Consider the following 26372-nt stretch of genomic DNA (forward strand, 5'->3'; position numbering starts at 1 on the left):
ATCCCTCTCGGATTGGGCGCGCAGTCGTCGGTGTGGCAGTGGGTGTCCGGTCAATCCCGGCCCTCCCAGTAGGGGGCCTTGAGCCGGCGCTTGAACAACTTGCCGGTGTCCTCCCGGGGCAGTTCGTCCTCGAAAACCACGACCTTGGGCGCCTTGTACCGGGCCAGCCGGCTCTTGACGTGTTCGCGGACGGCTGCCGCCGTGAGTGTCCACCCTCGGTCCGGCTGCACGTGCGCGGCGATCGCCTCGCCGAACTCCGAGTCGGGGATGCCGAACACCGCGACGTCGGCGACCCCGTCCAGCCCGAGCAGTACCGACTCGATCTCCGCGGGGAAGATGTTGACCCCGCCGGAGATGATCATGTCGTTGCGTCGATCGCTCAGGTACAGGAAGCCGTCGGCATCGACGTACCCGATGTCGCCGACGGTGACGAACCCGTCCTTCTCCATTGCACGCCGCTTCGCGTCGTCGCCCAGATAGGTGAAGTCGGGCCAGGCGGAGAAGGGTCGAAGATAGATGTCGCCGTGTTCCCCGACCGGAGCCTCGCCCGTCTGCGTCGAGAATCCGCACCGCTGCATCGGCGAGAGGCTTACCGACGGCGCCCCGAGCGCGAGCGCGAACTGGAACTGCGTGTTCGGGGCGGTGTGGTACATCGGCGCCGCGACCAGGGTGGAGCGGGCGGTGCCGAACCCGAAGGCCTCGATCACCACTTCGAGCAGCGCCGGGGGGTCGGCCGGGGTGATCGGGGTGCGCAGGATCCCCTTCGGTCGCCCAGTCGTGCCGGTGGTGTAGATGACGCTCATCGGCGGGTCGGTGATGACGGTCGAGTGCGGTTCGCCGCGGTGACGAGTTCGTCGAGGTTCGGGTACTGGGCGGAGGGTTCCGGGTGTGTGAGCCCGTAGGCATCCGCGACGACCGGGGGACCGGGGCCTCGATGATCGCCGTGCCGGCCGGCAGCACGGACTCCACCTGCGGAATCAGGTCGGTGTGCACGACGACGACCTTGCTGCCGCTGTCGGCGAGCAGGTGGCCGAGGTCCTCGGTGTTGCCGTGCCAGTTCGCCGGGACCGGAACGGCACCGATCGCCGCTCCAGCGGAGGATCACCTCGACGAATCCGATCTCGTTGCGCATCACGAGCGCGTAGAGGTCCCCGTGCCCCACACCCAGTGTCGCGAGTGCGGAGGCGATCCGGGCCGCCCGGCCGCGGACCTCGCCGTGGGTCCGAACCTGATCGCCGCACCGGACGACGGCCTCGGCCGTCACCGGAGATCACTTCCGACCGGTGCGTCCCGCACGATGCACAGGGCGTCGACCGCGACGAGTCCGTCGTCGGTGACCAGCAGCGGATTGACATCCAGAGATTCGATCCACCCGTGGCAGGCCGCGGCCAGGCGCCCGAAGCCGACCAGGACCTGCGCGAGCTGCGACAGGTGCCAGGGTTGCGCTCCGCGATAGCCGTGCATCAGACGCAGGTCGTGGAACTCCTCGATCAGGGCCTCCGCATCGATCGTGGTCATGGGCGCCGGACGTCCGCCGACCCGCTCGAGGACCTCGACGAGAACGCCGCCGATACCGAGCATCACCATCGGCCCGAGTTCGCTGCGGCCCTCGACCCCGACGAGCAGCTCACCTTGTGACGGCGTCATCGGCTGGATGGCGACGGCATCGCGGACGCCGTTACGGCTGGCGAGAGCGCGCATGTCGTCGACCGCTCGGTCGAGTTCGTCATACGCGACGTTCAGTGTGACCGCGCCCAATTCGGTTCGGTGCGCCACGTCCGCGAGCTTCACCGCGTAATGGCCGGGGAAAGTCGGAGAGGCCTGCTCCCCGGCCCGGATCACGCAGTAGGGGGCTATCGGGATGTCGAACTGCTGCAGAAGTTTCATCGCCTGATCGAACGGAAGGAGCCGGCGGCCACCTCCGGCGTCGGCGAGCGGAGTCGTCGGGCGCGCGATCTCCGGCACCCGCTCCGCCGGGTGAGGCGACCGCGCACGGTCCCGGACGAACGCCCCCATCGTCTGGAGTCCGCGCAGGGTGCCACGGAGCCCGTATCCGAGCGCGACACTCCCGTCGGTGCCGATGACTTCCTGCGCATAGGAGCCGACCGGCCCGGCGCCGGCCGCGATCGCGACCGGCTTTCCGAACCGGCGAGCGGCCGTCGCGACGTCGTCGATGAGCCGTCGGTAGACCGGCGAGTCGTCGCCCTCACCCCACATGTTGACGAACACGACGGCGTCGAGGTCGGGCGATCCGACGTACCGGTCGACGATCTCCGTCCAGAAGGTCGCGCCGAAGCCGGTCGTGTCGAGTGGATTGGGTACGGCGATACCCGGGATCGTCGCTGCGACCCAGTCGGCGAGCTCGTCGAGAGGCGGCAGGCTCAGCCCCTCCGCTTCGGCGAGATCATATGCCAGCGAAGCGAAGCCGCCGGTTCCGGCCACGACACCCAGACGTTCGACCGTATTCCAGTTCGCGGGGTGGAGTTGATCGACGATCGAGAGTCGGTCGACGAGCTCCTCGATGTCGTGGGCTGACTGGATCCCTGCGTGATGGAAGGCCACGTCGTAGGCCCAGGCGTTCCCGGCGAGTGCGCCGGTGTGGGACGCCGCCATCTGCTGCGTCCGGCTGTTGCGCGCCAGCTTCAGTGCCACGACGGGTTTGCCCGCCTCGATGCACCGCCGCGCCGCCCGGAGGAACGCCTCCGGCCGGCGGATCCCCTCCACGATCAAGCCGACTGCGGTGGTTTCCGGGTCGCCTGCCAGGAAATCGACGTAGTCGGCGATGTCGGTGACCGCTTCGTTGCCCGCGGAGATCAGGCGCGAGATCCCGACTCCGGTCCGTAGACGCGCGGTGATGGCGACACCGCCGATCATCGCGCCGCTGTGGGAGACGATGGATACTCCCCCCGCGGGTGGTCGGTAGTTGGCCGATGCGGTCAGGGCGAGGCTGCGGGGGACGCTGATGTAACCCAGGCTGTTGGGTCCGACCACAGCCATGCTACCGCGTTCGGCTGCGGCAACGAGTCTGCGCTGGAGTGCATCTCCGGCGACGCCGAGTTCGGAGAAGCCGGCGGCGTAGACGACGAGCCCTCCACAGTCGAGCGCCGCGCACTCCTCGGCGAGGGAGACGGTCCGCTCCGCGGACATCACGGACAGCACTGCATCGACAGGCACCGGAATTTCGGAAACTGATCGGTATGTCGGCCTGCCGAGGACGGTCGGTGCCGACGGGTGGACAAAGTACACGTCCGCGCCACTGTCGAGTGTCGGCTCGATGAAGGGTGCGACCGGGGACTTGTCGCTGAGCCCGACGACGGCGATGGTGCCCGGGTTCAGCACGCGCCCGAGCGACGACGCCGGCGGAGCGGCGGATTCCGCTGTGCAGGAGGAACCGTCGTGCGAGGTGAGGGTCATGGGTTTTCGTCCTCCCGGGCGGGGCGTAATGGTTTCCGGTGGGCTGTTCGTCGGCGCGGTCGTCGCAGGGGTGCGAATCGGTGAGTCGTGGATGTCGCGTCCGCTGCGGCGGGGACCGAGCGGCCGGCACCGATTGGTGCGAAATCTACCCTCGTGAACGGTAGTTATGGAACAGGTCGGGGCAATGGGCAGGAAATTGCTGGGAAACCCCTGTAAAAGTTAGCAGTAACTATGTAACATCGCTCACAGCCCGACTGTGAGGCGGTGTCGGGATTCGATGTCTACTTCGGAGGACCCATGGCCAGGACCGAGGCGCTCGCGCGCGTCGAGAAGATGTATGTTGACGGCTTTCCGGACCCGGCGACGGCGACGGTGGACGACCTGCGGACCGCGTACGACGCGTTGCTGCTGCAATTCCCGCTCCCGCAGGGCGTCGAGCCAGTGGAGGGCGACGCCGGCGGCGTTCCTGTCCTGCACGTCACAGCGGAGGGAGCGGCCCGGGACAAGGTACTCGTGTGGTTCCACGGCGGCGGATATGTTCTCGGTAGCGCCAAAGGTTTTCAGGAACTCGGCCACACGTTGTCTCGCGCTGCTGGCCTGACCGTCGTATTGCCGGACTACCGTCGGGCGCCGGAGAACAAGTTCCCCGCGGCGGTGGACGACGGCGTTGCCGTGATCTCGGCGCTGGTAACGGAGTACGACGCGGACAACGTCGCGGTCGGCGGCGACTCGGCGGGTGGCGGACTGACCCTCGCGGCACTCACCGCAGCGCGCGACAGGGGCAACAACCTCCCGGCGGCAGCGGTGTTCATTTCCCCGCTCCTCGACTTCACGGCGAGTGGCGAGAGCATGGAGCTCTTCGACGGCCAGGACATCGCCGTCTCCCGGGGGTCCGTCGCCAATCTCGGCGAGGCATACCTGCAGGGACATGACCCGAAGGACCCCCTGGCGTCACCTCTGTTTGCCGACCTTCGCGACCTCCCGCCGGCGCTGTTCCTCGTCGGATCCCGAGAGGTCCTGCTCGACGACTCCCTCCGTGCGACGGCTGCCATCGTCGACCGCGGTGGATCCGCGAGCACCTCCGTGTACGACGACATGGTCCACGTCTGGCCGTTGTTCTCGTCGATCCTGCCGGAAGGCATCCAGGCCGCCGACGAGGTCGGATCGTTCGTCCGCAAGAACCTCGGGCTCTGACGTCCCGACGCCGTGGGCGCCGCACCGGCGCCCACGGCGTCGAGCACCCGCCTCGACGGCACGATCCACACTCTGCGAAAGGCATCCGACATGGCTGCACAACAACTCGACGAACTCACGACCCGGTTCCGCGACGCCATGGCCGCGGTGTGCACGCCGGTCGCCGTGGTCACCGCGATGGACGGGGAACGGCCTCACGGCACGACGGTGAGCGCCTTCTCGTCGCTGTCGATGTCCCCGCCCTCGTTCCTGGTGTCCCTCGACCGGGGATCGGAACTGCTGGGGCTGATCCTCGAATCGGAGGCCTTCGGGATCAACGTGCTCGGTAGCGAGCATTCCGCTCTCGCGGCCCGGTTCGCGCGCAAGGGCAAGAACAAGTTCGAGGGGGTCGACTGGCAGTCGGAACTCGGGATCCCCCGCATCGGCGGTGCCGCGCACTGGGTGGCCGCCGAGGTGATGCAGACCGCGACCGTGGCCGACCACACGGTGGTCTTCGGCAGAGTACTGGCGGTGCGGAGCGAAACGATCCCCCCGCTGACCTATCACGACCGGGTCTTCGGAACCCACGCCGCGCTCTAGCGCGAGGACACAGGCACCATGGGAAGGACACAACAGGATGTTAGGAACCGATAGCCGCGAAGCGGCGCTGCACCGGGCGCGGGAGTCGTTCGCGTCGGTCTTCGCCTCCGGCCGACCGACTCTCAAGCAACTGCGCTCGAACCTGGACGCGATGATGCTCGAACCCGCACTGGCGGATGATGTCTCGGTGGAAGAGCTGACGGTCGCTGGTGTCGACTGCCTGCGGGTCACCGCCGGCCCGGAGATCGACGGCAACGTTCTCGTATGGTTCCACGGCGGCGGCTACGTGATGGGCAGCGCCCATGGCTATCGGCACGCCGCCGCCGCACTGGCGCGGGCCCTGGGATCGGCGGTGCTGCTGCCCGAGTACCGCCTCGCCCCCGAGGCCCCCTTCCCGGCGGCTGTCGAGGACGCGGCCGCTGTGCTCGGAGCAGTCGTGGCCGAGCACGGACCCGAACACACCGCCGTCGGAGGCGATTCCGCGGGCGGTGGGTTGACGATCGCCGCCCTCGTCCGGACCCGCGAGGCCGGCAGTGCGCTGCCGGCGACTGCCGTGGTGGTCTCGCCACTGGCGGATTTCACCGCCGCGGGGGCGAGCGTGACGGCCAACGCCGGCACCGATCCGGTGATCACCGAACGCGCACTCGGCCTGCTCGCCGCCAGCTACCTGCAGGGGCACGATCCCCGGGACCCCCTCGCGTCACCGGTGTTCGCGGACCTCGCCGGCCTGCCACCGCTGCTGCTGCTGGCCAGCGACAGCGAGACCCTACTCGACGACTCCGTCCGGATTCACGAGTCGGTCCAGGCCGCCGGGGGCACCAGCACGCTGTCGGTGTACCCGGACACCTGCCACGCCTGGACGCTCTTCAGCGAGTTCCTCCCGCAGGCGCGGGAGGGTGTCGACGAGATCGCCCGCGCCCTGAGGGAGGTGCTGCGATGACCGTCAGCGTCGTCGACGACGGGACCGCACGCCACATCCTGATCGACCGCCCCGAACGCATGAACGCCGTCGACCGGGCGACGCTCGACCTACTGGCGGACACGATCACCGACGCCGGTGCCGATCCCGCCGTCCGGGTGATCGTGCTCTCGGGAACCGGTCGAGCCTTCTGCGCGGGCGGAGACCTCGACGTCGAGGACCCACTGTCGGTCGCGAACACCGCGACCACCGCCGATGCGGCTGCGCGATGCATCGACACCATCAGGCAGGTTCCGCGACCCGTCATCGCCGCGGTGCGCGGCCCGGCCGTCGGCGTCGGGGTGTCGCTCGCGCTCGCTGCGGACCTCACACTGGTCCGTTCCGACGCCTTCTTCTCGATGCCGTTCACCTCGATTGGATTGATGCCGGACGGCGGTGCCACCGCCCTTGTCGCCGCTGCGGTGGGGCGCCCGACCGCGATGCGGATGTCGCTGCTGGGGGACCGGGTGAGCGCGCCCGAGGCCGTGAACCTCGGCCTGGTGACGGCGGCCTACGGCGCGGACGAGTTCGATGCGGAACTCGGCGCACTGGTGACCCGTCTGGGTGGGGGCTCGGTCGACGCGCTCGTCGAGACCAAGCTCGCGATCAACGACGCGACCCTGGCCGAGTTAGGCCAGGCCTTCGCCCGCGAACGGGCCGGGCAGATCCGCCTCACCACGTCGGACGGCTTCCGCGACGCAGTCACGGCATTCGCGGCCGCCCGCGCGGTGAACCGAGGTCGCAGCGAGGAGTCGAAGTGACGATCACCGATAGCCGGCACGAGATGTACGTCGAGCGCAGGCCGGCCGCCGCGGACCGCACCGGGAGTGCAGCCGCGCTGCATCGCGTCGAGCGGGCCACGGCCGCGGCCGCCGCAGGCAGGGCGCTCGTCCTAGCCGATCCCGTCCGTGGGGAGACCAATCTGGTCCTCGCCGCAGAACTGGCTTCCACCGAGCTGCTTGCGTTCATGATCCGGCACACCTCCGGTTTCGTGAAAGTGACGGTGTCTGTGCCGGATTGCGAACGGCTGCAACTGCCACCGATGTGGCCGCTGGCAGGCCACGCTCCGCGCTGCAATCTCGCCGTGAGCGTCGACGCCGTCGAGGGCGTCGGCACCGGAATCTCGGCGGCGGACCGAGCCCACACGATCCGAACAATCGCCGACCCGGCGACGGTCGCATTTGACCTGGCCCGGCCCGGCCACGTCGTACCGGTGATCGCCCACGACCCCTCGCCGTCGGTGCTCGGAATCCCGTCCGCCTACGGGGCACCCGATGCGGTTGTCGATCTGATGCGAGCGGCCGGGCTGCGGCCCTTGGGTGCGCTGTGCGAGCTGGTGTCCCCGGCCGACGAGACCGTGATGGCCGACGAGACCGAAGGAGTCGCCTTCGCTCGCCGTCATAGCCTGGCCCATCTGTCGATACTCGACGTGGCCGCGACCGTAGGGCGTGGTTCACAGGTACTCGAGTATGGGGAAGAGTGCGATCGCCGACACCATGATCCCTGCGACTCCGGCGACGATGCCCAGCAACGCCCGCAGTGAGGCCGCTTCGTCGTCGGCGACGGCGGTCCGCGTGGTGGCGAAGGCCCCGCACACCACCGCGCACAGGCCGAGGACGAACCCGAGCCCGAACACCCAGAACGACGGAATCGACAACGCCCCCAGCACGATCGACACCGTGGGCAACCGTGAACTCCGTCGCGCCGGGCGCTCAGGCGTGTCGGCGGAGGGCCACCCGTCGCTGGTCGTCGGTGTTTCGCACGGAGCGGCAGGGGCGGTCATGATCCTCCTTCGAGGCTGTAAGTGACGAATAGGCGAGTGCGCCTCCGTCCGAGGGACACTCACGGTTTCGCGTGGTCATCGACTACGACAAAGTTAGCACTCTCGATGTGAGAGTGCTAACAGTTTCGTGCGAGAAGTGAGTGGTCACACACCCCTCCCGGCGGAATCGAGCGCCGGGAACGCCGCCGTTCCCGTGGTGACAATGGGGTGCGGCGGTCTGTCGGTTCGTGCGTGGATCCGGGCCGTGGTGGATGGCGTCGGCCAGGTATGGGTATCCTGACGTGCAATGATTCATGATGAATAATCGAGGAGGTTGATGATGGACACCCTCGACCGCAAGGCCGTCGCCGCCCTCGACGCCGCCGCCGCACGCCGCCGGGTCGCCGACCTGGACGTCCTGCGCGCCGTGGCCGAGGCGAACGCCGCCCACATCACCCAACGCGTCATCTGTGAGCACATCGGAATCTCCCAACCGACGATTCACCGCATGCTGCGCACCGTGCTGGAAAACCCGGCCCTGCTCGATGAGACACCGACCGAGGTTATCGACCGCCGCACCGCCGGCCAGATCACCGACGATGACATGATGCAGGTGCTGCTGGACTGGAACTTCACCTTCGGCCAGGTCCCGGTCAGCGGCGGCATCTCGACGGACGCGTACGAGCCTGGCAGCTGGGACGAGATCGAACGCGCCTACTGCCGTGGCCTGCTCACCGACGACGAGATCGGCCGGTTGATGGAACGCAACAAGGACGCCCTCGAGCAGGCGGTCCGGTCTGCGTGAGGTCCCCGGATCCGCTGCGCGGCAACGTCGCCGCGCAGCTCACCGCCATGTCCTTGCCCGGCGGCCCGCTGCACACCAAATCCGACACCGGCACGATGATCCGCTACGCGGAATCTCCGTCCCGGTTGTGGCGGCGCGACTCGTGCGCGACGGCCGCATCCGGTGAACTGATGCCGATGAGGGTTCGCTGACCGGTACTCGTGGGGGCTGAAGTCGACTGGCCGCACCGAGCGCGGCGCTGTGGCCGCGCCCGTATCATCCGTGTCATGAAAGACGGCGTCCCGGCACATTCACCCCTGCGGGGTGAGGCGAGTGCGCGAACGGAGTCTGCGGGCGCGCGGTGCGTGGGCCGGTCGGGGATGGCGCATCGTCGGCGCCCGTGTGCGCAGTGCCCGTGGCGTCGTGATGTCGCGCCGGACATGTTCGGCCGCGACAGGTTCGAGGCGCTCGCCGCCACGTCCGGTGGTCCCGGCCGGGAGGTCGAGGTCGGCGGTCCGATGTTCGCCTGCCACAAGTCGCCTGAGGGTGCGGAGGAGGCCTGTGCGGGGTGGCTGGCCGTCGCGGGGGTCGAGCACCTCGGGGTCCGGCTTGCTGTCGTGCAGGGCCGACTGGATCCGGAAATGCTGACCGCGCGGGAGGGGTGCCCGGCACTGTTCGACTCGTATGACGAGATGGCCGAAACGCAGTCGTAGATAGCCTGACCGAACGACTACCACGTTGCCGGGAGCCAGTGATGTCGCCGATTCCTGTGTCGTGGCCCGGTCAGGAGGCGCCCCCATGACGGGTGAGCCGCGAGGCCAGGCCCCCGGCCGGCGATGCAGCATGAGGGGGCTGGAGTCGAGACGACTGGAGAACGCTTAGTCGTCGGTCGGCGGTCCGGGGATGGGAGGCTGTGGGTTGTGGGGGTGACGCACGTCTCGGATGGCGTCGGCGAGGTCGGCTGCTGTGGGAAGGGCGGGCCGGATCTCCTCGGGCAGGGACCGGTGTGTGGTGTAGGTGCTGACCGCGAGCGGCGAGTCGAGACCGCGGAGGGCGTATTCGACGACGATGTCGTCCCGGTCGGCGGCGAGGAGGATCCCGATGGTGCTGCCGTCTCCGTGCTCGGGTTTGCGGAGCAGGTCGTCGACGGCGTTGACGTAGAAGTTGAGCTTGCCGATGTGTTCGGGCTCGGCGCGGCCGATCTTCAGCTCGAAGACGACGAATCGGCGCAGGCCGAGGTGGAAAAACAGCAGGTCCAGGTAGTATTCGGAGGTTCCGACGGTGATTTGGTACTGGCGTCCGACGAAGGAGAACCCGCCTCCGAGCTCGCTGAGGAAGTGGGTGAGCCGGCCGATGAGGGCATCTTCGAGTTCGCGTTCGCTGTAACCGGGGTCGAGGCCGAGGAAGTCGAGGTTGTACGGATCCTGGAGGATCTCGTGGGCCAGGTCGGATTCGTGTGCCGGCAGCGTGGTGGGGAAATTGTTCGGTGCGGCGCCGACCCGCAGGTGCCGCTGCGAGGTGACGTGGTGGACGAGGGTGGCGCGGGACCAGCCGTGGTCGGCGGCCTGGGCTGCGTACCAGTCGCGGACCCGGGGGTCGGGGAGGCGGTCGAGGAGGACGAGGATGTGTCCCCACGGCAATTGCGCAGCAGGGTGCTGCGCAATTGGGTCGGGGTATTCGGTGGCGAGGGTGCGCATGTAGACCAGGTTCCGTTGGGACAGCCCGCGCATGCTGGGGAACTCGGTGCGGAGGTCGTCGGAGAGCCGGGCAATGACACGGGCACCCCACCCCTCCTGGCTTTGTCGGGCGCGGATCAGCTTCCCGATCTTCCAGTACAGGACGATGATTTCGGTGTTGACCTTGCGGGCGGCATGGACCCGGGCGGTGCGGACCTGCGACTTGATGTCGTCGAGCAACGCGCCGTATCCGGCGGGCTCGATCTCTTCTGCTCGACTCATTGCCGCCAATCTTCTCCCATCCGGCCGAAAGGGGTGACGCCGGGCGGACGCCGACCCGTCCGCTCTCGCCGTCATCTTTCGGGAGCACCGCGGGCTGATCGGCGCCGTTCCGACCGGTGGAAACGCGGGGAGCGGGCATTTACGCAGCAAGCTGCTGCGTAAACGATACGAGGGCGTTCGGCAGGGGGAGGAGCGGTGCGAGGCAGACGGCAACCATTTCATCGAGCGGTAGCGACGCGTCGGCGAGGTCGCACTCCCTCGCCGGGCATGCCGGGCGGTGCCGAGGTCGCCCCAGTTGTCCTTTCCGAGCAGAATCGGATCGTGAGCGACCGCACCGCAGCAGACCTCGAGCGCGAACTGTTCATGCTCGCCTACGTACGCGAACGAACTTCGGGCCTCGGAGGGCAAAGACTTCCGTATCCCGACCACCAGTGTCGATCGGGTTCTCGATGAGCTCAACAGTGCCGACCACCCCTGACCGCGTCACTCGACGGTATCGAATGCATCTCCGGTCCAGGCACGCTGTTGGTCCACGCGGCGGCTGAGATCGGGAACGGCGAGGAAGTCCTTGCCTCCGGAGAATGCGACGTATCCGCCGCCGGCGGTCAGATGCGTCCCGATCCGGCGGTGATCCGCGCGTCCTCATGTCGTGACACCGGGTGCGTGCGGTCCTCGCAGGACGGCCGGTTCGAGTGTGTTCCATACGTTTCGCGCGGCTGCGGGCAAGGTCCGGGGCTGTGTGTAGCGCTGAGCCAATGGGTGCCGATATTCAGCATGGGTCGGGATCGGACCCGAAGGAGTAGTCATGACTGGCATCGTGTTCGACCTTCCGAATCAGGTCGGTGACGTGACGTTCTGGCCGTGGACGTGGTGGAACGCGTTCGCGACCTGGTGGAATCAGTTCTGACAGACGGGGGAGATCGCCGAGCAGTATCGTGCCGTGACCGACGGCCGGACGCCGACGGGTTGATGTTTGAGGGCCGGCTGCGGTGTCGGTCTCTCGGAGAGTCACGCTAGGGCCGGGCGTCACGGGCCACGACACGTCGGTCGGATCGCAATCCGTTCCTACACCCACTTGCCGGATTCACAACGGGAGATCGTTGTCGGTTCGCGGATCCATATCGATTGCTGATTCTTCTTCCGTGACACGAGGGCCTCAGGTGGGCGGACGGCAGCCGACGGGTGCACCGGGTGTTCTCGCATCGCCGACCAGGTGCCGTCGACCGCATCACACGAAACGCTGTTTGGGCAGTTGCGGGGGCTGGGGTCAGGTGCGGCGGGGTGTGCTCAGCTGGTGCTCGGGTCGACGGTGAGGTCCTCGGTGTCGGCGAAGACCAGTCGGCCGTCGTCGAGGGCGATTGCCCACCGGTGCGCCGGCGCCCACTCGTGTCCGGTGCCGCCGTTCTCGGTCAGGGTGGTGTAGTCGGCGACGATCTCACCGACCGCAGTCCCGGCGATGTCCTTCGCCCGGGCCACGAGCACTCGGGTGCCCACGGCCGGCGCGGGACCGCTTCCGTAGTGTCGGGGCATTTCACGCACCTTCTCACTCAATCCTGCTTCAGGGGCAGGATAAGTGTGCCTCGGGGTCGGGTGCGAATCGTCGGCCTGAGTGCCCACCACTGTGTTCACCTGCCATGCGGTCGGCCGTGGCTGCACGCAGAATCACGTCGATTCGGAAGCCCCGGATTCCATCTCGAGCCTCGGATGTCGGCGGGGCTTTGGCCGGCGCTGCGTCGGCGGCAGGTCCCGACACCCGGCCAGGGTTCCACACATCGATAGCGCGCGGCCTGCACGTCCCGGGGAGGGCGAAGGGTGCGGCCCCCGCGCCCGACCCGAACCGCACCCCTACTCCGCCCGTCGTGCCGCGGGTTCTGTACGCGAACGTGCGGGTGTGGATGACCGTCCCCGTCACCGCATCAGCGACGGGCCCCGCCCGATCGGGCGAGGTCGCGTTTGTGGCTACGCGGCTGCGTGCTGGGCGGCGCGGCCCGCGTGGATGTCGACGAGGATGTTGATGCGGCGCTGCAGGTACCGGGTGTGTGAGCCGAACCAGATCGGCGCCCACAACCACGTGACGACCGGCGACACCCGAGTCGACGATCCGACCTGGGTGTGAGCCTGGTTGAGTCGTTTGGCGGTCCGGGACAGTCCGATGAGCCCGTAGATGGGAATCAGCTGGGACCACCACCGGGTCCAGGCTTCCCGGCTCACGCCGGCGGTGGCGGCGAGTTCCCCGCCGATGCGGTCGTACCAGACCAGGTAGTAGATGCCGAAGGTGATGACGGTCAGCCACCACAGCCCCCAGGCACCTTGCTTGCGAATCGCCGGCCACGTCGGAATGGTTGTCACGGTATTCCCCCTTGAAGTGACGTTCTCCGAAGTCACCTGAGCCAGTCGCGGTGTGCCGCGGTGCTGGTGCGCCGGGTTGGCGGGTGGGAGTCGTCACCGCGGATCAAACCAGACGTTAGGGGGCGGCGGTATAGATCGAATGACTGTATCGGCGGGTATCGCACAGCCATAGCGGGCTGCCGCTGGAGTCGAAGACTGCAGGGCAGCAATCAAAGTCGGATACAGGCCACCGCTTTGTGCCGGCAGATTGCCGCGGCGGGACCGCAGGCCGCGCGCTCGGGTGGTGCTCGTCCGGGTGACGCCCATCGTGCCGGTTCTGCGAGGGGCTGGTTCAGCAATCGCCCTTGGCGGCGGCGTAGACGGCGCGCTCGATCTCGGTGCGGTCGGCCTTCGGGATTTCGTCCCATGTCGGTTCATCCGGATCCGCGGCTGCGACGTCGAGGTCACCCGACGCTTCGAGGTCTCGGCGAAGTTCCTCGCCGCCGGTGCGTGCGAGCTCGAGCAGGCCGTCGGCGGCCTCCTTCGCGTCAAAGGGTTCGCCGGCCAGGTCGGCGAGTTCGCGGATCGCGTCGAAATAGTCCAGGCTGTCGAGGCACGTCTGCAGGTAGAGCGCAGCCCCGTGCAGATCCTTCTCGCTGGTGGTCGTAGTGGCCGCGCTGGTTGTGGGTGGGGCGGTGATCCGCTTGAGGGTGGAGTCGGGTTCGGCCGTTGAACTGGTTGATGATGTCGAGGAGACATTGTGGGCGGTGGTGGCTGCGTCGTCGCTGCAGGCGGCGAGGAGCAACGTGGCTGCGCTGATCCATGTGGCGAGGGACAGGGTGTGGCGGTGTCGCATATCGGTGTGTGGCCTATCTGACGTCGGGTCTGGGGGTTCTCGTGAAAGGAGTCTGCGGGAACGGTCGGGGGGTGCGACGCCACGGCAGATGCCGACCGTGGCGAGAATGGAAGAGTGGGTGGTCGGCGCGGCTGGTGGTCGCCCCATCGGAACCGAGCAGTGGCAGGCGACGTTTCGGACGCACCATCAGCCCCCTGCTTCATGCCGAGCGGCGCGGGAGTTCGCTTCAGCGATAAGAAACGAGAACTATGACGGCCGTCAGCACGGCGACAAGTAGTTCGATTGCACCCAGGATCAGTGCGGCAACGGCGAGGCCGGAACCGGTTTCGTGTTCGCGCCCACCGGTCTCGACGTAACCGATCGCGCCGAAGACCAGCGCCGGGATGAAGAGCCCTGTCAGGGCGCAGAACAGTCCGACGATCGCGCATACGTTGGTGCGCTCCGCCGCCTCGGCATCGAGCTCCGTGTCGTCGAATGCCACCACGGCCAGTTCCTCTCATGTCAGGGGTTGGTGCGGGCAGGTCGAGTCGGGGAGCGGTCGTCGAAGCTGCGCCCGTCCTGTGCCGCGACGTGGAGCTGTGTGCACGTTGGATGCAGGGGTGCGAGCTAATTGATATCACAACCAACTCCTCGAGGCTGTTTCCGACCCGATGCCCTAATCGGTGCGGTGATGTTCGGTTGTGACGCTGTCATTTGTGTGAATGACGATGGCCGGATTGCGGTGTTGTCGCCACCGAATTGGGAGGCGTGTGCGCATCGGTTGTCGTCGGCAGCTATGTTCAAGCAATCCTGAGAGAAATCTGAGAAGGTCGTGATCGAACCGCGACTCCAGCTACTTCCGAAAAGAGAAACTTATGACCGCGCCCCAGAATCCGAGCTTTCCTCCGCCGCCGCCCGGCGGTCAGCCAGAAACCCCCGCAAAGAAGCGGAAGAAGTGGCCGTGGATCGCCGGCGCCATCGTCCTCGTTTTCATTCTCGCCGCAGCTGTCGGCGGAGGCGACAAGGAGAAGGATTCCACGGCGACCGCGTCTGTACCCAGTAGTCAGGCCACCACTGCCCGCGTCACTGCGGCGCAAACGCCTGCCGTCTCCGCTGCACCTGCACCGAGCAGCATCCCGTCGCGGACCGCAGCAGCGCCTGCGCCTGCGCCTGCGGTCGTACCTGTGACGGCCAAGCCGCAGATCAGCTCGCCTGCGTTCGTACCGGCACCGGTCAGGCCGCAGATCAGTTCCAGTCAGCGAAATGCCGTCCGGTCTGCCCAGCAGTACATCGAGATGAGTCCCTTCTCCCGCAGTGGTCTGATCGACCAGCTCGAGTACGAAGGCTTCTCCACCGCGGATGCGACGTACGCGGTGGACAGTTTGACTGTGGACTGGAACGAGCAGGCTGCGCTGAGTGCCCAGCAGTACCTCGAGATGACGTTGTTCTCGAAGTCGGGACTGATTGAGCAGCTCGAGTACGAAGGGTTCACGAGTGCGCAGGCTGAATACGGAGCCAACGCGGCGTACTGATAAGTCCGCACATAACGTCTCGGGTTCCTTTCTCGTCGACGCACAGGCGCATCGCCATCGATGGGTGTCGCGAGGAGTGCGCGTCGGCCTCGAGCAGACATGCTCAGCGATGTCATTCAATCGAATGACATTGTGCTTCTGCTGGTTATCTGGGTGCTCATGACCTTTTGGAGCTTCGTGACTCGGTCATTTAGCCCGCGTCACGTGTCAGTTTTACTCTGTGCCAACATCGCTTCGTGACGACATCTACTGACACGGAGCCACTGACAGACACTGCTGCCCCCGCGCAGGAGCCAGAGCATGTCGGCGCGCGATGGTGGAGCCTCGACATCCATGCGCACTCGCCCGCGTCATTCGACTACGGGGGCATCGATGGTAAGGCGAATGATGGACCCCGGCCATCGTTCAAAGAGTGGATCAGGTCGTACATCGACGCGGGGGTGGATGGCATCGTCATCGCCGACCACAACTCCCATGCCGGGATCGATTTGGCGCGAGAGGCACTGGAAGAGCTTCGTAGAGATGACCCAGAGCTTTCTTCGCTCGTCATCTTCCCGGGTGTTGAAATCACCGCGAGCGGAGGAACTCACATTCTCGGGATCTTCGACCCAACGTGTGGGTCCCAAGTCGTCAACGACGTGTTGGTCCTCTGCGAATATAGAGGCACCCGCGGGCACAGTGACCAAACTGCCAATAAGACCGTCGCCGATGTGGCTTCTATCATTCGGAGCCAGGGTGGCATTTGTATTCCGGCTCACGCCGACCAGTCCCGTGGTGTCTTCAAGATGGATGAGCGGGAGAAGAAGGCCCTCGCCGAGTCCAGTCCAATTATCGCCGTCGAGGTCGTAGATGACTCGAACGTCATCGAGGCAGCTCGACTTGGGTGGGTTCCAGTTCTTGGATCTGATGCGCATCATCTGACTACCGATGCCTGCCCGGCGGAGAACGAGGCGAAAGCGCCGGGCACTCACTTGACCCTCGTTAAAGCAGAAGAACTCGATCTCGAGGGAGTTCGGCTAGCTTTGACAGATCCCGCCGAATCTGTCCGCCGGGCCCGGCGTAATTACAGCGATCCGAACAGAACCGAACACGGGCACATTAACCGGATAACAGTCTCACGCGGGGGCGTGACCGAGAACTACTGTTTCGGTCCCTGGATGAACTGCCTGATCGGTGGGCGTGGGGTTGGCAAGTCAACACTCATCGAGATGCTCAGATTGGCGCTAGGTCGTAGCCACGAGCTGACAGGGTCGGTTGCCGAGGATCTGAAGCGGTTTCAACCGTCCGCGGACCCTAGCGAACGCTGGTGGGATGCCGAAACGCGGATCGTCGTTGAATACACGAAAGACAACCAACTACTCCGGGTCACGTGGTCAGGAGAAGAGCCGGACAAGACTGCCCTTGATCTTCGGGTAGGGAACAACTGGGAAAGGCAATCTGGTCGGTCCTTCGATCGTGTCCCGATTCGCGTGTTCAGTCAGAAGCAAATCTACGATCTCGCCACATCCTCCCAAAGCTTCCTGACCATCCTCGATGACATGCCAGAAATCCGGAAGAGCCAATGGGATGAGGAGTACGAACTACTGCAACTTGAATTTAGAGGCGAGCGCAACAAGCTCCGCCAGGTGCTCGCGGAGGCGGAGAAGGCTGACCGGCTACGTGGGCAACTCGAAGAAGTCCGAGGCCGGCTGAGGCATCTAGCCGAACTCCAGGCAACAGAGAAGTACAAAGAGCTCATTGCAACTGAGGCTCGTATCAGGGATGCCTCGACTCATGAACAGCAAGCCCAGAGCATCGAGCAGAACATCGCCACTCACGCCAGTTCGCTACGCAACCTCATGACCAATGCGCTCCAGATAGCCGACTACACCGACAGAGCGGCATCGTTCGCGACAGCTGCAAATCTCCTCGAGCAGGCTGGCGCTGCCCTGCATACCGCGCGGCTTGCATGGGAGAAGCGCGCGGCCCCTACGGCATGGCAGGAACGAGTAGGACAGCTCAACGTCTGGCTGGCTGAGCAAGGTAACGCCTCGAACACGTCAACTGAGCAGATGCAGGATGATCGTCAGAGGGAAATTGACCTCCAGGCCGAACTGCGCGAGGTCGAAAACTCTGAGCAGCGACGCCTGGAACAGCAAGACGTGATCGATCGACTTATGGAGAAACTCATCTCGAAGAGGAGTGAACTCTTCACCCGACGGCGGGCGTACGCGCAAGGACTGGGAAATTCTGGTTCGCTCACTCGGGTTGATGTCCATCAACAAGGCGCCATCGCGAGCATCGGGGACCAACTGCGTGCCCTCCTCAACTGCCCGGACTCATTCGAGTCGGCGTTCGGCCAGGACGGCATCGCCACGTCTCTTCTCAAGGAGCAGCCCAAGAGTCCGCAGTTTCCCACACGGGTGCGAGAGTTCAAGAAATCTCTCATGGCGCTGGTTCGAGATGGCGTCGACTCTGAGATTGGCCGATCATTCAAGGTAGACGCCCGGTTCTACAGTCGCCTGTCCAATGCCGACTCTTTTGACCTGTCCACAAACATCATGCTCTGGTTCCCTGAGGACCTCGTCACAGTCCTCTACAGGCCGACAGAGGGCGGCAATCTGACTCCTGTCGACCACGGATCTCCTGGTCAGAAGACAGCGGCTCTGCTCACTGTCATCCTTCAGATGGGCACTGATCCGCTCCTGCTCGATCAACCGGAGGATGATCTCGAGAACAAGCTCGTCAGACGTCTCGCCGTCGAAACGCTGAAGAACATCAAGACTCGCCGTCAATTGATCGTGTCCACTCACAATGCGAATATCGTTGTCACATCAGCTGCTGAGAACATCCTCTCGCTCCAACATGGAGATGCCTTGCCGCGAATCGAACGATGTCCCGGAGTGTATCCGCGGTGGTGCGGCAACTGCACGAGACGACCATCCTGCCCACAGGCGGGCGGGCCCTCACTGCACGTCAGGAGCGAGTTCTCGAACTTGTCGTCGAGGGCTGGACCTATGGCAGGATCGCTCGCGAACTGCACATCTCCGAGTCGACTGTTCGCTTTCATATCCAGCGCCTCAAGCAGAGCCTTGACGTGCACACCAAAACCGAGCTGATCAGCAAGGCCATCCGCTGCGCCTTGGTGGCTCCGGGCGCCGATGCTGTCGCCCGCTGAGGCCAGCGAAGAAGTCGAGGCACCGACCCCGCTTAGCGTCGCGACCAGCTTCGTCCGCCGGGCATTGAAGCTGCTCCCAGTCGACGGGGTGCGACTGTTGGCTTCGCCGTCGTACGAACTCCTCGGTGCGGCCGGGATCTGTGACGAGTCCAACTCCGCATCGATCAAGCCATCAGTCGCCGCAGTCGCAGCCCTGGACGCGCCGATCGTTGTCGAACGTTTTCCTGAAGGCGCCCTGGTCGCGCTTCCTGTGGTGGCGGGTGACAAAGTTGTGGCTACCCTCGAGCTCTATGCGAATCAACGCTGGTCCCCCGATCGTCGGGAGAGCGCCGTCGGGCGGATGCTGGCCCGCTGCGCCGAGCAGCTCTTCGACTCTGAGGGCGAGTTGCTTGCGACGGTAAGTGAGGACCGGGCCATGCTGCTGGGCGCACTTACGCTGGTCGACGCCACCTCCGTCCCCCACGACGATCAGCTTCTGGGGGCTATCACCGCCCTGCTGGCACCCCTTGCTGATGCTTCCTCGGTAGGGATCGCGGTCGTGAACCAACAGGGCTACCTCCAGATGCTGCCGGGCTCGTTCGGGGCGAGCGACGCGCTCGTCGCGTCGTCTCAACTAAGTCGCACCGAGGCGAACAGCGCCGCGGCTGAAGTGTTCAACCGCGGACGGACCCTCCTGGCCAACGCCCCGAGCCGGGATGCCTCGCGATTCCCTGAGTGGATCGAGGGATACGGCATCACGCGACTGATGACGGTGCCGCTCGCGGTCGCTGGAAAGCCGCTGGGCGTGCTGCATCTCGCGAACAAGTCGACGGACTTTAACGACACGGACGCTCGACGGGCCGAGGCGCTGGCCCCGTTCGTGGCCGGTGTCATTCAGCAAGCCTGCCGACGCCGCGACATCGGTCGCAAAGAGGCCGTCGCAGCGGTGGTGAGCAGGGCCGCTACCGCGGTCGCGGCAGGCGAATGGCTGGGAGTCGGGTCGGCGGCCGAAGGACTGGAGTACTTTCTCGACGACTTGCGTCGCGTCCTCGGTGCGACGACGGCCGCAGTCGTTCCCTCGGACCACTCGGGTCCACCGACCTATGTCGGGTCTCCTCTTGACGCCGGTCCGGCCAGCCGGGCATTCGAGGCCGGCATGCGCGGCTCCGTGACCCTCCGATCCTCCGTGAGTCGGCCGCAAGCACCTGGAGAATCTGGATGGACCACGCTCTATGTCCCCATTGCCGTGGAAGGACGCGGCGAGGGCCACCTGGCGCTACTTCGTATCCCGTGCGAACCGTTCCGCAAGCACGAGCGGGCTGCCGTTATCCAAATGAGCAACATCATCGCGTTGTCCTGGACGACCGAGCGCTACCGACTGCGCCAGGCCGAGATCGCGCGGCTCCGTGAACGCGAACGCATCGCAGATGACATCCACGATCACGTCGCACAGACGCTGTTCGGAGGCAAAATCACGATGCAGTCGCTCATCAGTCAAATGCCCGAAGACTCGGACCTGCGCCTGACGGCTGACCGGGCGCTGGGGATGCTGGTGCGGAGCGAGCAGTCGCTGCGGGAGGCCATCTATGGGCTGGCTGGTGGCAGCCGGCAACGAGCGGGCCTGGCGGACCGGCTGGTCGACGCAGTGCACGAGCTGGAGGAACAGTTCGCCGTTGCCGTCGAGTTGGTCGCTCAATCCGCGGTGCTCGCGGCAGCCGACTCGCTGCCCGAACCCGTCACCGTCGCCGTGGTCGCCGCTGCCCGTGAGGCCGTGATCAACGCCGTGAAACATGCACGCGCCTCCGAGATCACTGTCGAAGTGGCCCAGAACGAAGCTATGCGACTCGATGTCATCGTCCGGGACAACGGCATCGGCTCGGCGGTCACTGCTGAGGGCTACGGCCGTCGTGCGATGAGTCGCAAGCTCGCTGCCCAGGGAGCCTCCGTCGAGTTCCAAGCTGCGCCCGGCGGCGGCACCGAAGTCCAGATCCACGCGCCCTTGACGGTCAGAGACTGACGCAACCGCCAGTATGCCCGGCCATACGAGGACGACGACGATGATGTGGTGTCAACTGGACTGCATCAGAATCCCGCCGCCAATGCCTTCGAAGGACTGCGTGTTGTCGACCTGACCGCGATGATTGCCGGGCCGATGGCAACGATGATCCTCGCGGACCTCGGCGCCGACGTCATCAAGGTGGAGAGGCCAGGCGCGGGCGACGACGCCCGCATGTTCCCGCCCTTCTGGTCCCCGGACGGGGCGCCCGGCCAACGCGTGGGAACTGTCTTCATCGCCCTCAATCGCAACAAGCGCAGCATCCAGCTCGACCTCACGGATCCTGATGCGCGTGAGGCACTGTTGCGGTTGATCGACACCGCTGACGTATTCATCGAGAGCTTCCGTCCAGGCAAGGTGGATCGGCTTGGGCTCTCGTGGGAGGAGCTTCGACACCGCAACCCGCGCTTGGTGTATTGCTCGCTGTCAGCCTTCGGGCGCGGGCCGCTCGGACGATCCATTCCCGGCTATGACCCGGTCATCCAAGCGTTCACCGGAATCATGGACGCGAACGGCTTCCCGGACGGTCCCGCAGCCCGTGTCTCGGCCTCTGTGGTCGACATCAGCGCCGGCATGTGGGCTGGCATTGCGATCATGTCGGCGCTGGCGCAACGCGATCGCACCGGACACGGTTCCCGCGTTGAATCAACTCTCGTTGACGCGGGATTCACCCTGATGAACCACCAGATTACATCGATGTTCGCGACCGGTAAGCCCCCGAAGAGGACGGGAACAGAGACGCCGCTGGCAGCGCCGTACGAGTCGTTCCGTACAGCGGATGGGACGATCATGGTTGCAGCCGGAAACAACGCGATCTTCGCCCGGATGTGCGCCGCCCTCGACCTTGCCGGGTTGGTCAACGACTCGCGGTTCGACACTGTCGCCCATCGTCTCGCCCACCGGCGCGAGTTGCATGAGCTCCTCGAAGCTCGACTCGCGAAGTTGACCGAACATGACGCCGAGCGTCTGCTGGCCGATGCGGGCGTGCCCGTCTCCGCCGTCAACAGACTCGATCGTGGCTTGACGATGCCATTGGCGCTGGAGCGCGATCTGCTGGTAGAGCCGACGGGTGCGCCGAAGGGGTCAGAACCGCTGCCGCTGCTGAGGCTGCCGTTCCTATCGGCAGACACAGAGCTGCACTGGCCCCCGGCGCTCGGAGAGCACACCGCGGAGGTCCTCGCTGAACTGGACCTGCCCGACGAGGTTCGCGCGTCACTTCTTCGCTGCGAGTCAACGACTGCGGGTCGTTGACGTGGATGCCCAGAACAATCCTGTGGCCGTGGACCCGGCCAGGCCTGTGTATGGACACGATGACGTGACGGGGGAAGAGTTCACGACAGTGCTCCCCGATCCACCCGATCCGGAGCTGCGCTCGTTGATCGCGTCCCTGCGTCGCATGGGTCATCCGGGGTTTCACGCCGCCGGCGTCGAGCGCTCGCGAGACTTCGCTGTCCAACTGCGCAAGATGACCCCTGCGGCTCCGGGGCCCTCGATGTTCGCTGTGGACGATCTGGCTGTCCAGGTCGGGACGGACGCGGTTCCGCTCCGGCGCTACCGTCCGCTCGCGGGTCGCTCACGCGGCACCATCGTTTACTACCACGGCGGCGGATGGGTGGTCGGCGGGATCGAAGAGTCCGATGACCTTTGCCGCGCCCTTGCCAGGGCGACCGGTTGCGAAGTTGTCAGCGTGGGCTATCGCCTGGCGCCGGAGCATGTGTTTCCCACGGCGGTTGACGATGCGGACGCAGCCGCCACCTGGATTGCTGACACAAGTCCGGAGGGCCAACCGTTGATACTGCTGGGCGACAGCGCAGGAGGCACCCTCGCCACGGTAGTGGCACGCCGATTCCGTGATCGTGCGCGCACCGAGATCGCGCTGCAGGTCCTCGTGTATCCGGTGACCGACCACCGCATGCAGACGAAGTCGTACGTTGAGCACGCGGGACGGTTGTTGATCAGTGGTCCCGACATGCATTGGTTCTGGGAGCAGTATGTCCCCGATCGCGAGCTGCGGAGTTCGGCGGATGCCTCGCCGGCACTCGCAACCGACCTGCGAGGCATGCCACCAGCCCTGCTGCTGGTTGCGGAATACGATCCGCTACGCGATGAGGTACTCGACTACGCGCGTCGTCTGTCCGAGCAGGGTGTGGAGGTGACAGTTGACCGCTACGACACGATGGCGCACGGCTTCTTCCCCTTAATCCGGGCACTCGCGATGTCACGCGCGGCCGTCAACTCGGTCGCCATCGCCATTCAGCGGTCCCTGGACGAGGGACCACAGCACCTCCAAACGCCTGGGCGGTTGCCGTACTCGAAAAGCAGTGATGAGGAGACAAAATGACCAGTATCGAATTGGGTCAGTCGTTCCGCGATCTGATGGCGGCAGTCTGCACGCCGGTCTCGGTCGTGACAGCCGTCGATGGCGAGCGGCCCCACGGCACAACGGTCAGTGCATTTGCGTCACTGTCGATCGACCCACCCATGGTCCTGGTCGCGCTCGATCGAGCATCAGCGTTGCTGGCCCTCGTTCGAGAACACCGCATCCTCGGCCTGAACATGCTGTCGAGCGAGCAAGCATCGCTCGCAGCCGGGTTCGCTCGCAAAGGGGATGACAAATTTGCGGACGTGGACTGGACACTGCGTGCAGGTGTCCCACACATCACCGGCTCCGCCGGGTGGCTGGCGGGCGAGGTGAACGAGCTCATCGACGGCGGTGACCACATCGTCGCACTGGTGTGTGTTCGCGAACTCATCATCGGCGATGGGCTACCACTGACCTATCACAACCGGACTTTCGGCACGCACAGCGTGCTGACCAATCAGAGGTGAGAAGATGACCACCAACGGGGTTGGATCCGTTCTGTCGGTAGGCTTTCGGTCGATTCCCGACATGTCCGACAGTGCCGCCGCCCTCGCTTGTTCGGCGGGCGAGATCACGGTCCTGTACAACCGAGAAATCTCCTGCATGGTCTACGCCGCGCAGGTGGCCGATGTTCGTGCAACGGCGTTTGCGGTACGGCATGGCTCGGGCCTTCTTCAGGTTGCACTCCCGGTAGAACGTTGTGATGCGCTGCAGCTTCCCGAAGCTGTGCCGACAGAGCGTGATCCGAGGCTGTCTGCTTATGGTCAGTGCCTCGGTGTCGACGCCGCCGATGGAGTCGGAACCGGAATTTCGGCGAAAGATCGTGCACACACTGCCCGGGTGTTGGCCGACCCGGAAACCCGCCCCGGCGACCTGACCCGACCGGGACACGTGATCGTCGTGCGCGTGGACGAACGCGCCCCATTCGCAAGCGTCACGGTTGGATCCCGTGCGATGCGTTTAGTAAGTTCGGCCGGTTGCACACCCGCCGCGGTATTCACCGAGTTGGTGGATCCGAACGAACCCACCCGCATGGCAGATGGCCGCGCCGCGTTGAACTTCGCACGTGAGCATGACCTGCACGCGGTCGAACTCTCCGGAGTCACAGCAAATATATCTTGCCGGTAATCAAGTATTATGTCAGCTAGAGGTTTTGAGTGATTGCACCCCAGCGGTTTTGAGCCTGCAACTTACTATGGACTATCCTGCTGGGCTTCCCGAAGGCGGAACCACCAGCGGCACGTTCCGAAGGCCGGCCCCTGACTGAAACTTGAGGCTGACCCCTTGGAGTGGACACCCTGACAATGGATCGTGAAGGTCCAGGAAGGGATGTCGAGGTGGGACGTCAGTCGCTGTATCCGGAGGAGTTCCGGAGGCTGTCGCGTTATACCGAGCAGCCGATGGCAAACGCACCTCCGTGCAGGGGGTGCGCGGGGATGGACGACCGGGAAGCCCTGGACCTACGCCACGGCCCGCTACGACGGTCTCGAAGCGACCCGCGACGCCGAGCAACAGGCCATGATCGACTACCAACACACCACGGGGTGCCGGATGGAATACCTGCGCCGCCAACTCGACGACCTCTACCTCGACACCGATTTTGGCGACGGTGGGAGTCGGTGTGGTCGGCGCGACAACTGTCGTGCCGCATGACAACTGGCACCGCAGGTGCCCCGGCCGCCGCACACGCCCGCCGCGATCCGATGCAAGTCCCCATGCATGCGCTACGGCATGTGCCAATGCAATCAAGATGATTGTGTTCGGGCATGCACTCGTGACACTGGCGGGCGGGCTGCTGCGGCGGCAGACCGAGGTGAGGAACTTTGGGGTCTGGTGTGATGCCCTACGGTGAATTGTGTGCGCGTGCGCCGGCTGATCGCTGACCTTCGTTCCGGCACTGGACTTCCCGGTGACTCTAGAGGGGGCGGGCCGCGGGTGTTCTGCGGTGACCGCGTCGACGGCGGAGGGCTCGAACGACAGGATCATCATGCCGTGACGTCGTCTCCGGGGCCGGTCTGCGAGATGGACGGGGACCACCTCGGGGTGGGCGAGTTCACGAATTCGCGCGTCGAGCAGCCGGGCGAGGGCGACAGTCTGATCCCACGTGGGGTAGAGGTGGCCGAGTTCCCACAGATCCACCGCCGGCTCCTCGGCCCGGCAGGTGAGATCGACCTGCGGCCCGGAGTGGCCACCGCGGTCGAGTAGGCGGGTGATGTACCAGGGGACAGGCTTTCCGGCCCGCCAGAGTGCGATCTCGTCGTCGCCGGGGTCGGTGAACGGCCCGTTCGCGGAGAAGCCATCCAGGATCCGGATCGCGCGCGCGGCCTCGTCCTGCGACAGTCCTTGCGGGTTCTCGGTGGCGGGTTCGTGCGCCGCGGTCCGATCTGGGGTGCGCGGCGGTGTGCGGCGGAAGAACGAGAACATGAGTGTCTGCCTGATTCCTGGTGTGGTGATACGGCGTGGACCTCCGGTGATGCTACCGATGGGGAATCGATCCCTCCCGGCGCCGCAGGTAGAGCGCGAAGGTTGTGCCTGGCCGGGACATGTCGGTAGGTGGGTGCTGGTGCTGGTGCTGGTGCTGGCGCTGGTGCTGGCGCTGGTGCTGGTGCTGGCGCTGGTGCTGGTGTTTGGTGCGGATCGGTGCTGCATTCTCTGCGGTGGCCCGTAATATTTTGCCATGTGCAACACCCTTTGATCAGTGGTGTTGCGATCACCGCACGAACCCAAGGATCCTCATCCGGGCTATCGAATGAAGGACCGCACCCACCGGGTGCGGTCCCGCAGGCTAGTTAGGGTTGCGTCCACGATGATGGATGCTCCTATTGCCGTCAAGATTGCTTCAAGCCGTGTCGGCCAGGGCTGGGGAGCTGGACTGCTGTTCGCGGTCGGTGAGCCACTGCGAGTAGGTGGCGGTGAGGTCGGGGTCGAGGCGTTGTCCGATTTCCAGACGTCGTAGGCGCTGGTAGGGAACCGCGAGTGCGGTTGCCGCGGTGCTGATCGGGATGGCCAGTGTTCGGCGGCGTTGTCGAAGTCGGCCCGTGTTGCTGTTCACCGGCTGCGGATTCCGGATGGTCTTGAAAACCTCGCGCGCGACGAAGCGTTTGAGGCAGCGGATGATCTCGCGGTCGGACTTGCCCTCCGCTGTGCGTCGCGTGATGTAGTCGGCGGTGCGTGCGTCGCCGGCGGACATCCGCACCAGCACGATGCGATGGATCGCGGAGTTGGCGGTGCGGTCTCCGCCCCGGGAGAGCCGGTGCCGCTGATGCTTGCCCGACGAGGCGGGGATGGGTGCAGTTCCGCACAGTGCGGCGAACTGCTGCTCGCTGCTCAGCCGTTTGGGGTTGTCGCCACAGGCGACCAGAAGCTGGCCGGCGACGAGAGGGCCGACGCCGGGCAGTTGCAGTAGGGCCGGGTTGATCTGGGCGGCCAGCTCACCGAGCCGGGTGTCGATGCCATCGATGTCGGACGTGTGCT

26 protein-coding genes and 2 pseudogenes are annotated in these 26372 nt (G+C 65.7%); 17 read left to right on the forward strand and 11 right to left on the reverse strand.

Features of this window, described 5'->3' with window-relative positions; genetic code table 11:
- Positions 1-50 precede the first annotated feature (50 nt).
- The 3 genes from H0B43_RS41010 to H0B43_RS35865 are packed head-to-tail and all read right to left on the reverse strand — an operon-like array spanning position 51 to position 3414.
- A complete protein-coding gene (locus H0B43_RS41010; protein WP_213015343.1) occupies positions 51-803 on the reverse strand; it encodes an AMP-binding enzyme in 753 nt (250 codons plus the stop codon).
- Positions 800-1264 (reverse strand): hypothetical protein, encoded by a 465-nt coding sequence (locus H0B43_RS41015; RefSeq protein WP_213015344.1) that lies wholly within the window; start codon positions 1262-1264, stop codon positions 800-802. Before H0B43_RS41015 ends, H0B43_RS41010 begins: the two co-directional genes overlap by 4 nt.
- Entirely contained in the window at positions 1261-3414 is a 2154-nt protein-coding gene (locus H0B43_RS35865) for an acetate--CoA ligase family protein (RefSeq protein ID WP_185723669.1), read from the reverse strand. The genes H0B43_RS41015 and H0B43_RS35865 overlap by 4 nt, the downstream gene beginning before the upstream one ends.
- Positions 3415-3711: 297 nt before the next feature.
- Between H0B43_RS35865 and H0B43_RS35870 the strand changes: the two genes are divergently transcribed.
- From H0B43_RS35870 to H0B43_RS35890, 5 genes are all read left to right on the forward strand, one after another.
- On the forward strand, positions 3712-4608 hold the full coding sequence (locus H0B43_RS35870) for an alpha/beta hydrolase (RefSeq protein ID WP_185723668.1): 897 nt from the start codon (positions 3712-3714) through the stop codon (positions 4606-4608).
- Between the two features lie 90 nt (positions 4609-4698).
- Complete coding sequence (locus H0B43_RS35875) at positions 4699-5187, forward strand: flavin reductase family protein (protein ID WP_185723667.1); 489 nt, start codon at positions 4699-4701, stop codon at positions 5185-5187.
- Positions 5188-5224: 37 nt separating this feature from the next.
- Complete coding sequence (locus tag H0B43_RS35880) at positions 5225-6127, forward strand: alpha/beta hydrolase fold domain-containing protein (protein WP_185723666.1); 903 nt, start codon at positions 5225-5227, stop codon at positions 6125-6127.
- Positions 6124-6906, forward strand: a complete 783-nt coding sequence (locus H0B43_RS35885) for an enoyl-CoA hydratase-related protein (RefSeq protein ID WP_185723665.1) — start codon at positions 6124-6126, stop codon at positions 6904-6906. The genes H0B43_RS35880 and H0B43_RS35885 overlap by 4 nt, the downstream gene beginning before the upstream one ends.
- On the forward strand, positions 6903-7688 hold the full coding sequence (locus H0B43_RS35890; RefSeq protein WP_185723664.1) for a 3,4-dihydroxy-2-butanone-4-phosphate synthase: 786 nt from the start codon (positions 6903-6905) through the stop codon (positions 7686-7688). Before H0B43_RS35885 ends, H0B43_RS35890 begins: the two co-directional genes overlap by 4 nt.
- Here the strand turns inward: H0B43_RS35890 and H0B43_RS35895 are convergent.
- The gene (locus H0B43_RS35895; protein ID WP_252189627.1) at positions 7599-7928 is read right to left on the reverse strand and encodes a hypothetical protein; all 330 of its coding nucleotides are present in this window, start codon (positions 7926-7928) and stop codon (positions 7599-7601) included. The two genes, H0B43_RS35890 and H0B43_RS35895, sit on opposite strands and share 90 nt — an antisense overlap.
- A 316-nt stretch (positions 7929-8244) precedes the next feature.
- On the opposite strand from H0B43_RS35895, the gene H0B43_RS35900 reads away from it, so the two are divergent.
- The 3 genes from H0B43_RS35900 to H0B43_RS42050 all read left to right on the forward strand — a co-directional run bounded on the left by H0B43_RS35900 (position 8245) and on the right by H0B43_RS42050 (position 9404).
- Positions 8245-8712, forward strand: coding sequence for a helix-turn-helix domain-containing protein (locus tag H0B43_RS35900; RefSeq protein ID WP_252189626.1), 468 nt, complete (start codon positions 8245-8247; stop codon positions 8710-8712).
- Positions 8709-8903: a hypothetical protein gene (locus H0B43_RS35905; RefSeq protein ID WP_185723663.1), complete on the forward strand. Its 195-nt coding sequence runs from the start codon at positions 8709-8711 to the stop codon at positions 8901-8903. The genes H0B43_RS35900 and H0B43_RS35905 overlap by 4 nt, the downstream gene beginning before the upstream one ends.
- 75 nt (positions 8904-8978) lie before the next feature.
- Positions 8979-9404, forward strand: a complete 426-nt coding sequence (locus tag H0B43_RS42050; RefSeq protein ID WP_252189625.1) for a DUF6283 family protein — start codon at positions 8979-8981, stop codon at positions 9402-9404.
- A gap of 165 nt (positions 9405-9569) precedes the next feature.
- Here H0B43_RS42050 and H0B43_RS35915 read toward each other — a convergent pair whose 3' ends face one another.
- The 5 genes from H0B43_RS35915 to H0B43_RS42640 all read right to left on the reverse strand — a co-directional run bounded on the left by H0B43_RS35915 (position 9570) and on the right by H0B43_RS42640 (position 14317).
- Positions 9570-10649 (reverse strand): YhcG family protein, encoded by a 1080-nt coding sequence (locus tag H0B43_RS35915; protein WP_185723662.1) that lies wholly within the window; start codon positions 10647-10649, stop codon positions 9570-9572.
- Between the two features lie 1287 nt (positions 10650-11936).
- Positions 11937-12179: a hypothetical protein gene (locus tag H0B43_RS35920; RefSeq protein ID WP_185723661.1), complete on the reverse strand. Its 243-nt coding sequence runs from the start codon at positions 12177-12179 to the stop codon at positions 11937-11939.
- Between the two features lie 429 nt (positions 12180-12608).
- Positions 12609-12998, reverse strand: a complete 390-nt coding sequence (locus tag H0B43_RS35925) for a hypothetical protein (RefSeq protein WP_185723660.1) — start codon at positions 12996-12998, stop codon at positions 12609-12611.
- Between the two features lie 331 nt (positions 12999-13329).
- Positions 13330-13833 (reverse strand): hypothetical protein, encoded by a 504-nt coding sequence (locus H0B43_RS35930; protein ID WP_185723659.1) that lies wholly within the window; start codon positions 13831-13833, stop codon positions 13330-13332.
- A 226-nt stretch (positions 13834-14059) separates the two neighbouring features.
- The gene (locus tag H0B43_RS42640; protein WP_185723658.1) at positions 14060-14317 is read right to left on the reverse strand and encodes a DUF4190 domain-containing protein; all 258 of its coding nucleotides are present in this window, start codon (positions 14315-14317) and stop codon (positions 14060-14062) included.
- Positions 14318-14687: 370 nt separating this feature from the next.
- Here H0B43_RS42640 and H0B43_RS35940 point away from each other — a divergent pair, with 370 nt between their 5' ends.
- From H0B43_RS35940 to H0B43_RS35980, 9 genes and pseudogenes are all read left to right on the forward strand, one after another.
- Positions 14688-15344, forward strand: coding sequence for an Ltp family lipoprotein (locus tag H0B43_RS35940; protein WP_185723657.1), 657 nt, complete (start codon positions 14688-14690; stop codon positions 15342-15344).
- A 236-nt stretch (positions 15345-15580) separates the two neighbouring features.
- Positions 15581-18181 (forward strand): annotated as a pseudogene (locus tag H0B43_RS35945) (TrlF family AAA-like ATPase); the annotation flags it as partial.
- 35 nt (positions 18182-18216) lie between these two features.
- Positions 18217-18501 carry a response regulator transcription factor gene (locus tag H0B43_RS43340; RefSeq protein ID WP_397517422.1) on the forward strand — a complete coding sequence of 95 codons (285 nt, stop codon included), beginning with the start codon at positions 18217-18219 and terminating at the stop codon, positions 18499-18501.
- Positions 18485-20497: a GAF domain-containing sensor histidine kinase gene (locus H0B43_RS35955; protein WP_185723655.1), complete on the forward strand. Its 2013-nt coding sequence runs from the start codon at positions 18485-18487 to the stop codon at positions 20495-20497. The genes H0B43_RS43340 and H0B43_RS35955 overlap by 17 nt, the downstream gene beginning before the upstream one ends.
- Before the next feature lie 48 nt (positions 20498-20545).
- Positions 20546-21787 (forward strand): CaiB/BaiF CoA-transferase family protein, encoded by a 1242-nt coding sequence (locus H0B43_RS35960; protein WP_185723654.1) that lies wholly within the window; start codon positions 20546-20548, stop codon positions 21785-21787.
- A 1-nt stretch (position 21788) separates the two neighbouring features.
- Positions 21789-22877 carry an alpha/beta hydrolase gene (locus H0B43_RS35965; RefSeq protein WP_185723653.1) on the forward strand — a complete coding sequence of 363 codons (1089 nt, stop codon included), beginning with the start codon at positions 21789-21791 and terminating at the stop codon, positions 22875-22877.
- Positions 22874-23365, forward strand: a complete 492-nt coding sequence (locus H0B43_RS35970) for a flavin reductase family protein (protein ID WP_185723652.1) — start codon at positions 22874-22876, stop codon at positions 23363-23365. The genes H0B43_RS35965 and H0B43_RS35970 overlap by 4 nt, the downstream gene beginning before the upstream one ends.
- Before the next feature lie 4 nt (positions 23366-23369).
- Entirely contained in the window at positions 23370-24026 is a 657-nt protein-coding gene (locus tag H0B43_RS35975) for a 3,4-dihydroxy-2-butanone-4-phosphate synthase (RefSeq protein ID WP_185723651.1), read from the forward strand.
- Positions 24027-24890: 864 nt separating this feature from the next.
- Entirely contained in the window at positions 24891-25103 is a 213-nt protein-coding gene (locus H0B43_RS35980) for a hypothetical protein (protein ID WP_185723650.1), read from the forward strand.
- A gap of 634 nt (positions 25104-25737) precedes the next feature.
- On the opposite strand, the gene H0B43_RS42060 is transcribed toward H0B43_RS35980, so the two are convergent.
- Entirely contained in the window at positions 25738-26100 is a 363-nt protein-coding gene (locus tag H0B43_RS42060) for a hypothetical protein (RefSeq protein ID WP_252190876.1), read from the reverse strand.
- Between the two features lie 15 nt (positions 26101-26115).
- Positions 26116-26358: pseudogene (locus tag H0B43_RS42965) on the reverse strand (transposase); the annotation flags it as partial.
- Between the last annotated feature and the right edge of the window lie 14 nt (positions 26359-26372).

Source organism: Rhodococcus sp. 4CII, assembly GCF_014256275.1.
Taxonomy (GTDB): Bacteria; Actinomycetota; Actinomycetes; order Mycobacteriales; family Mycobacteriaceae; genus Rhodococcus_F; species Rhodococcus_F wratislaviensis_A.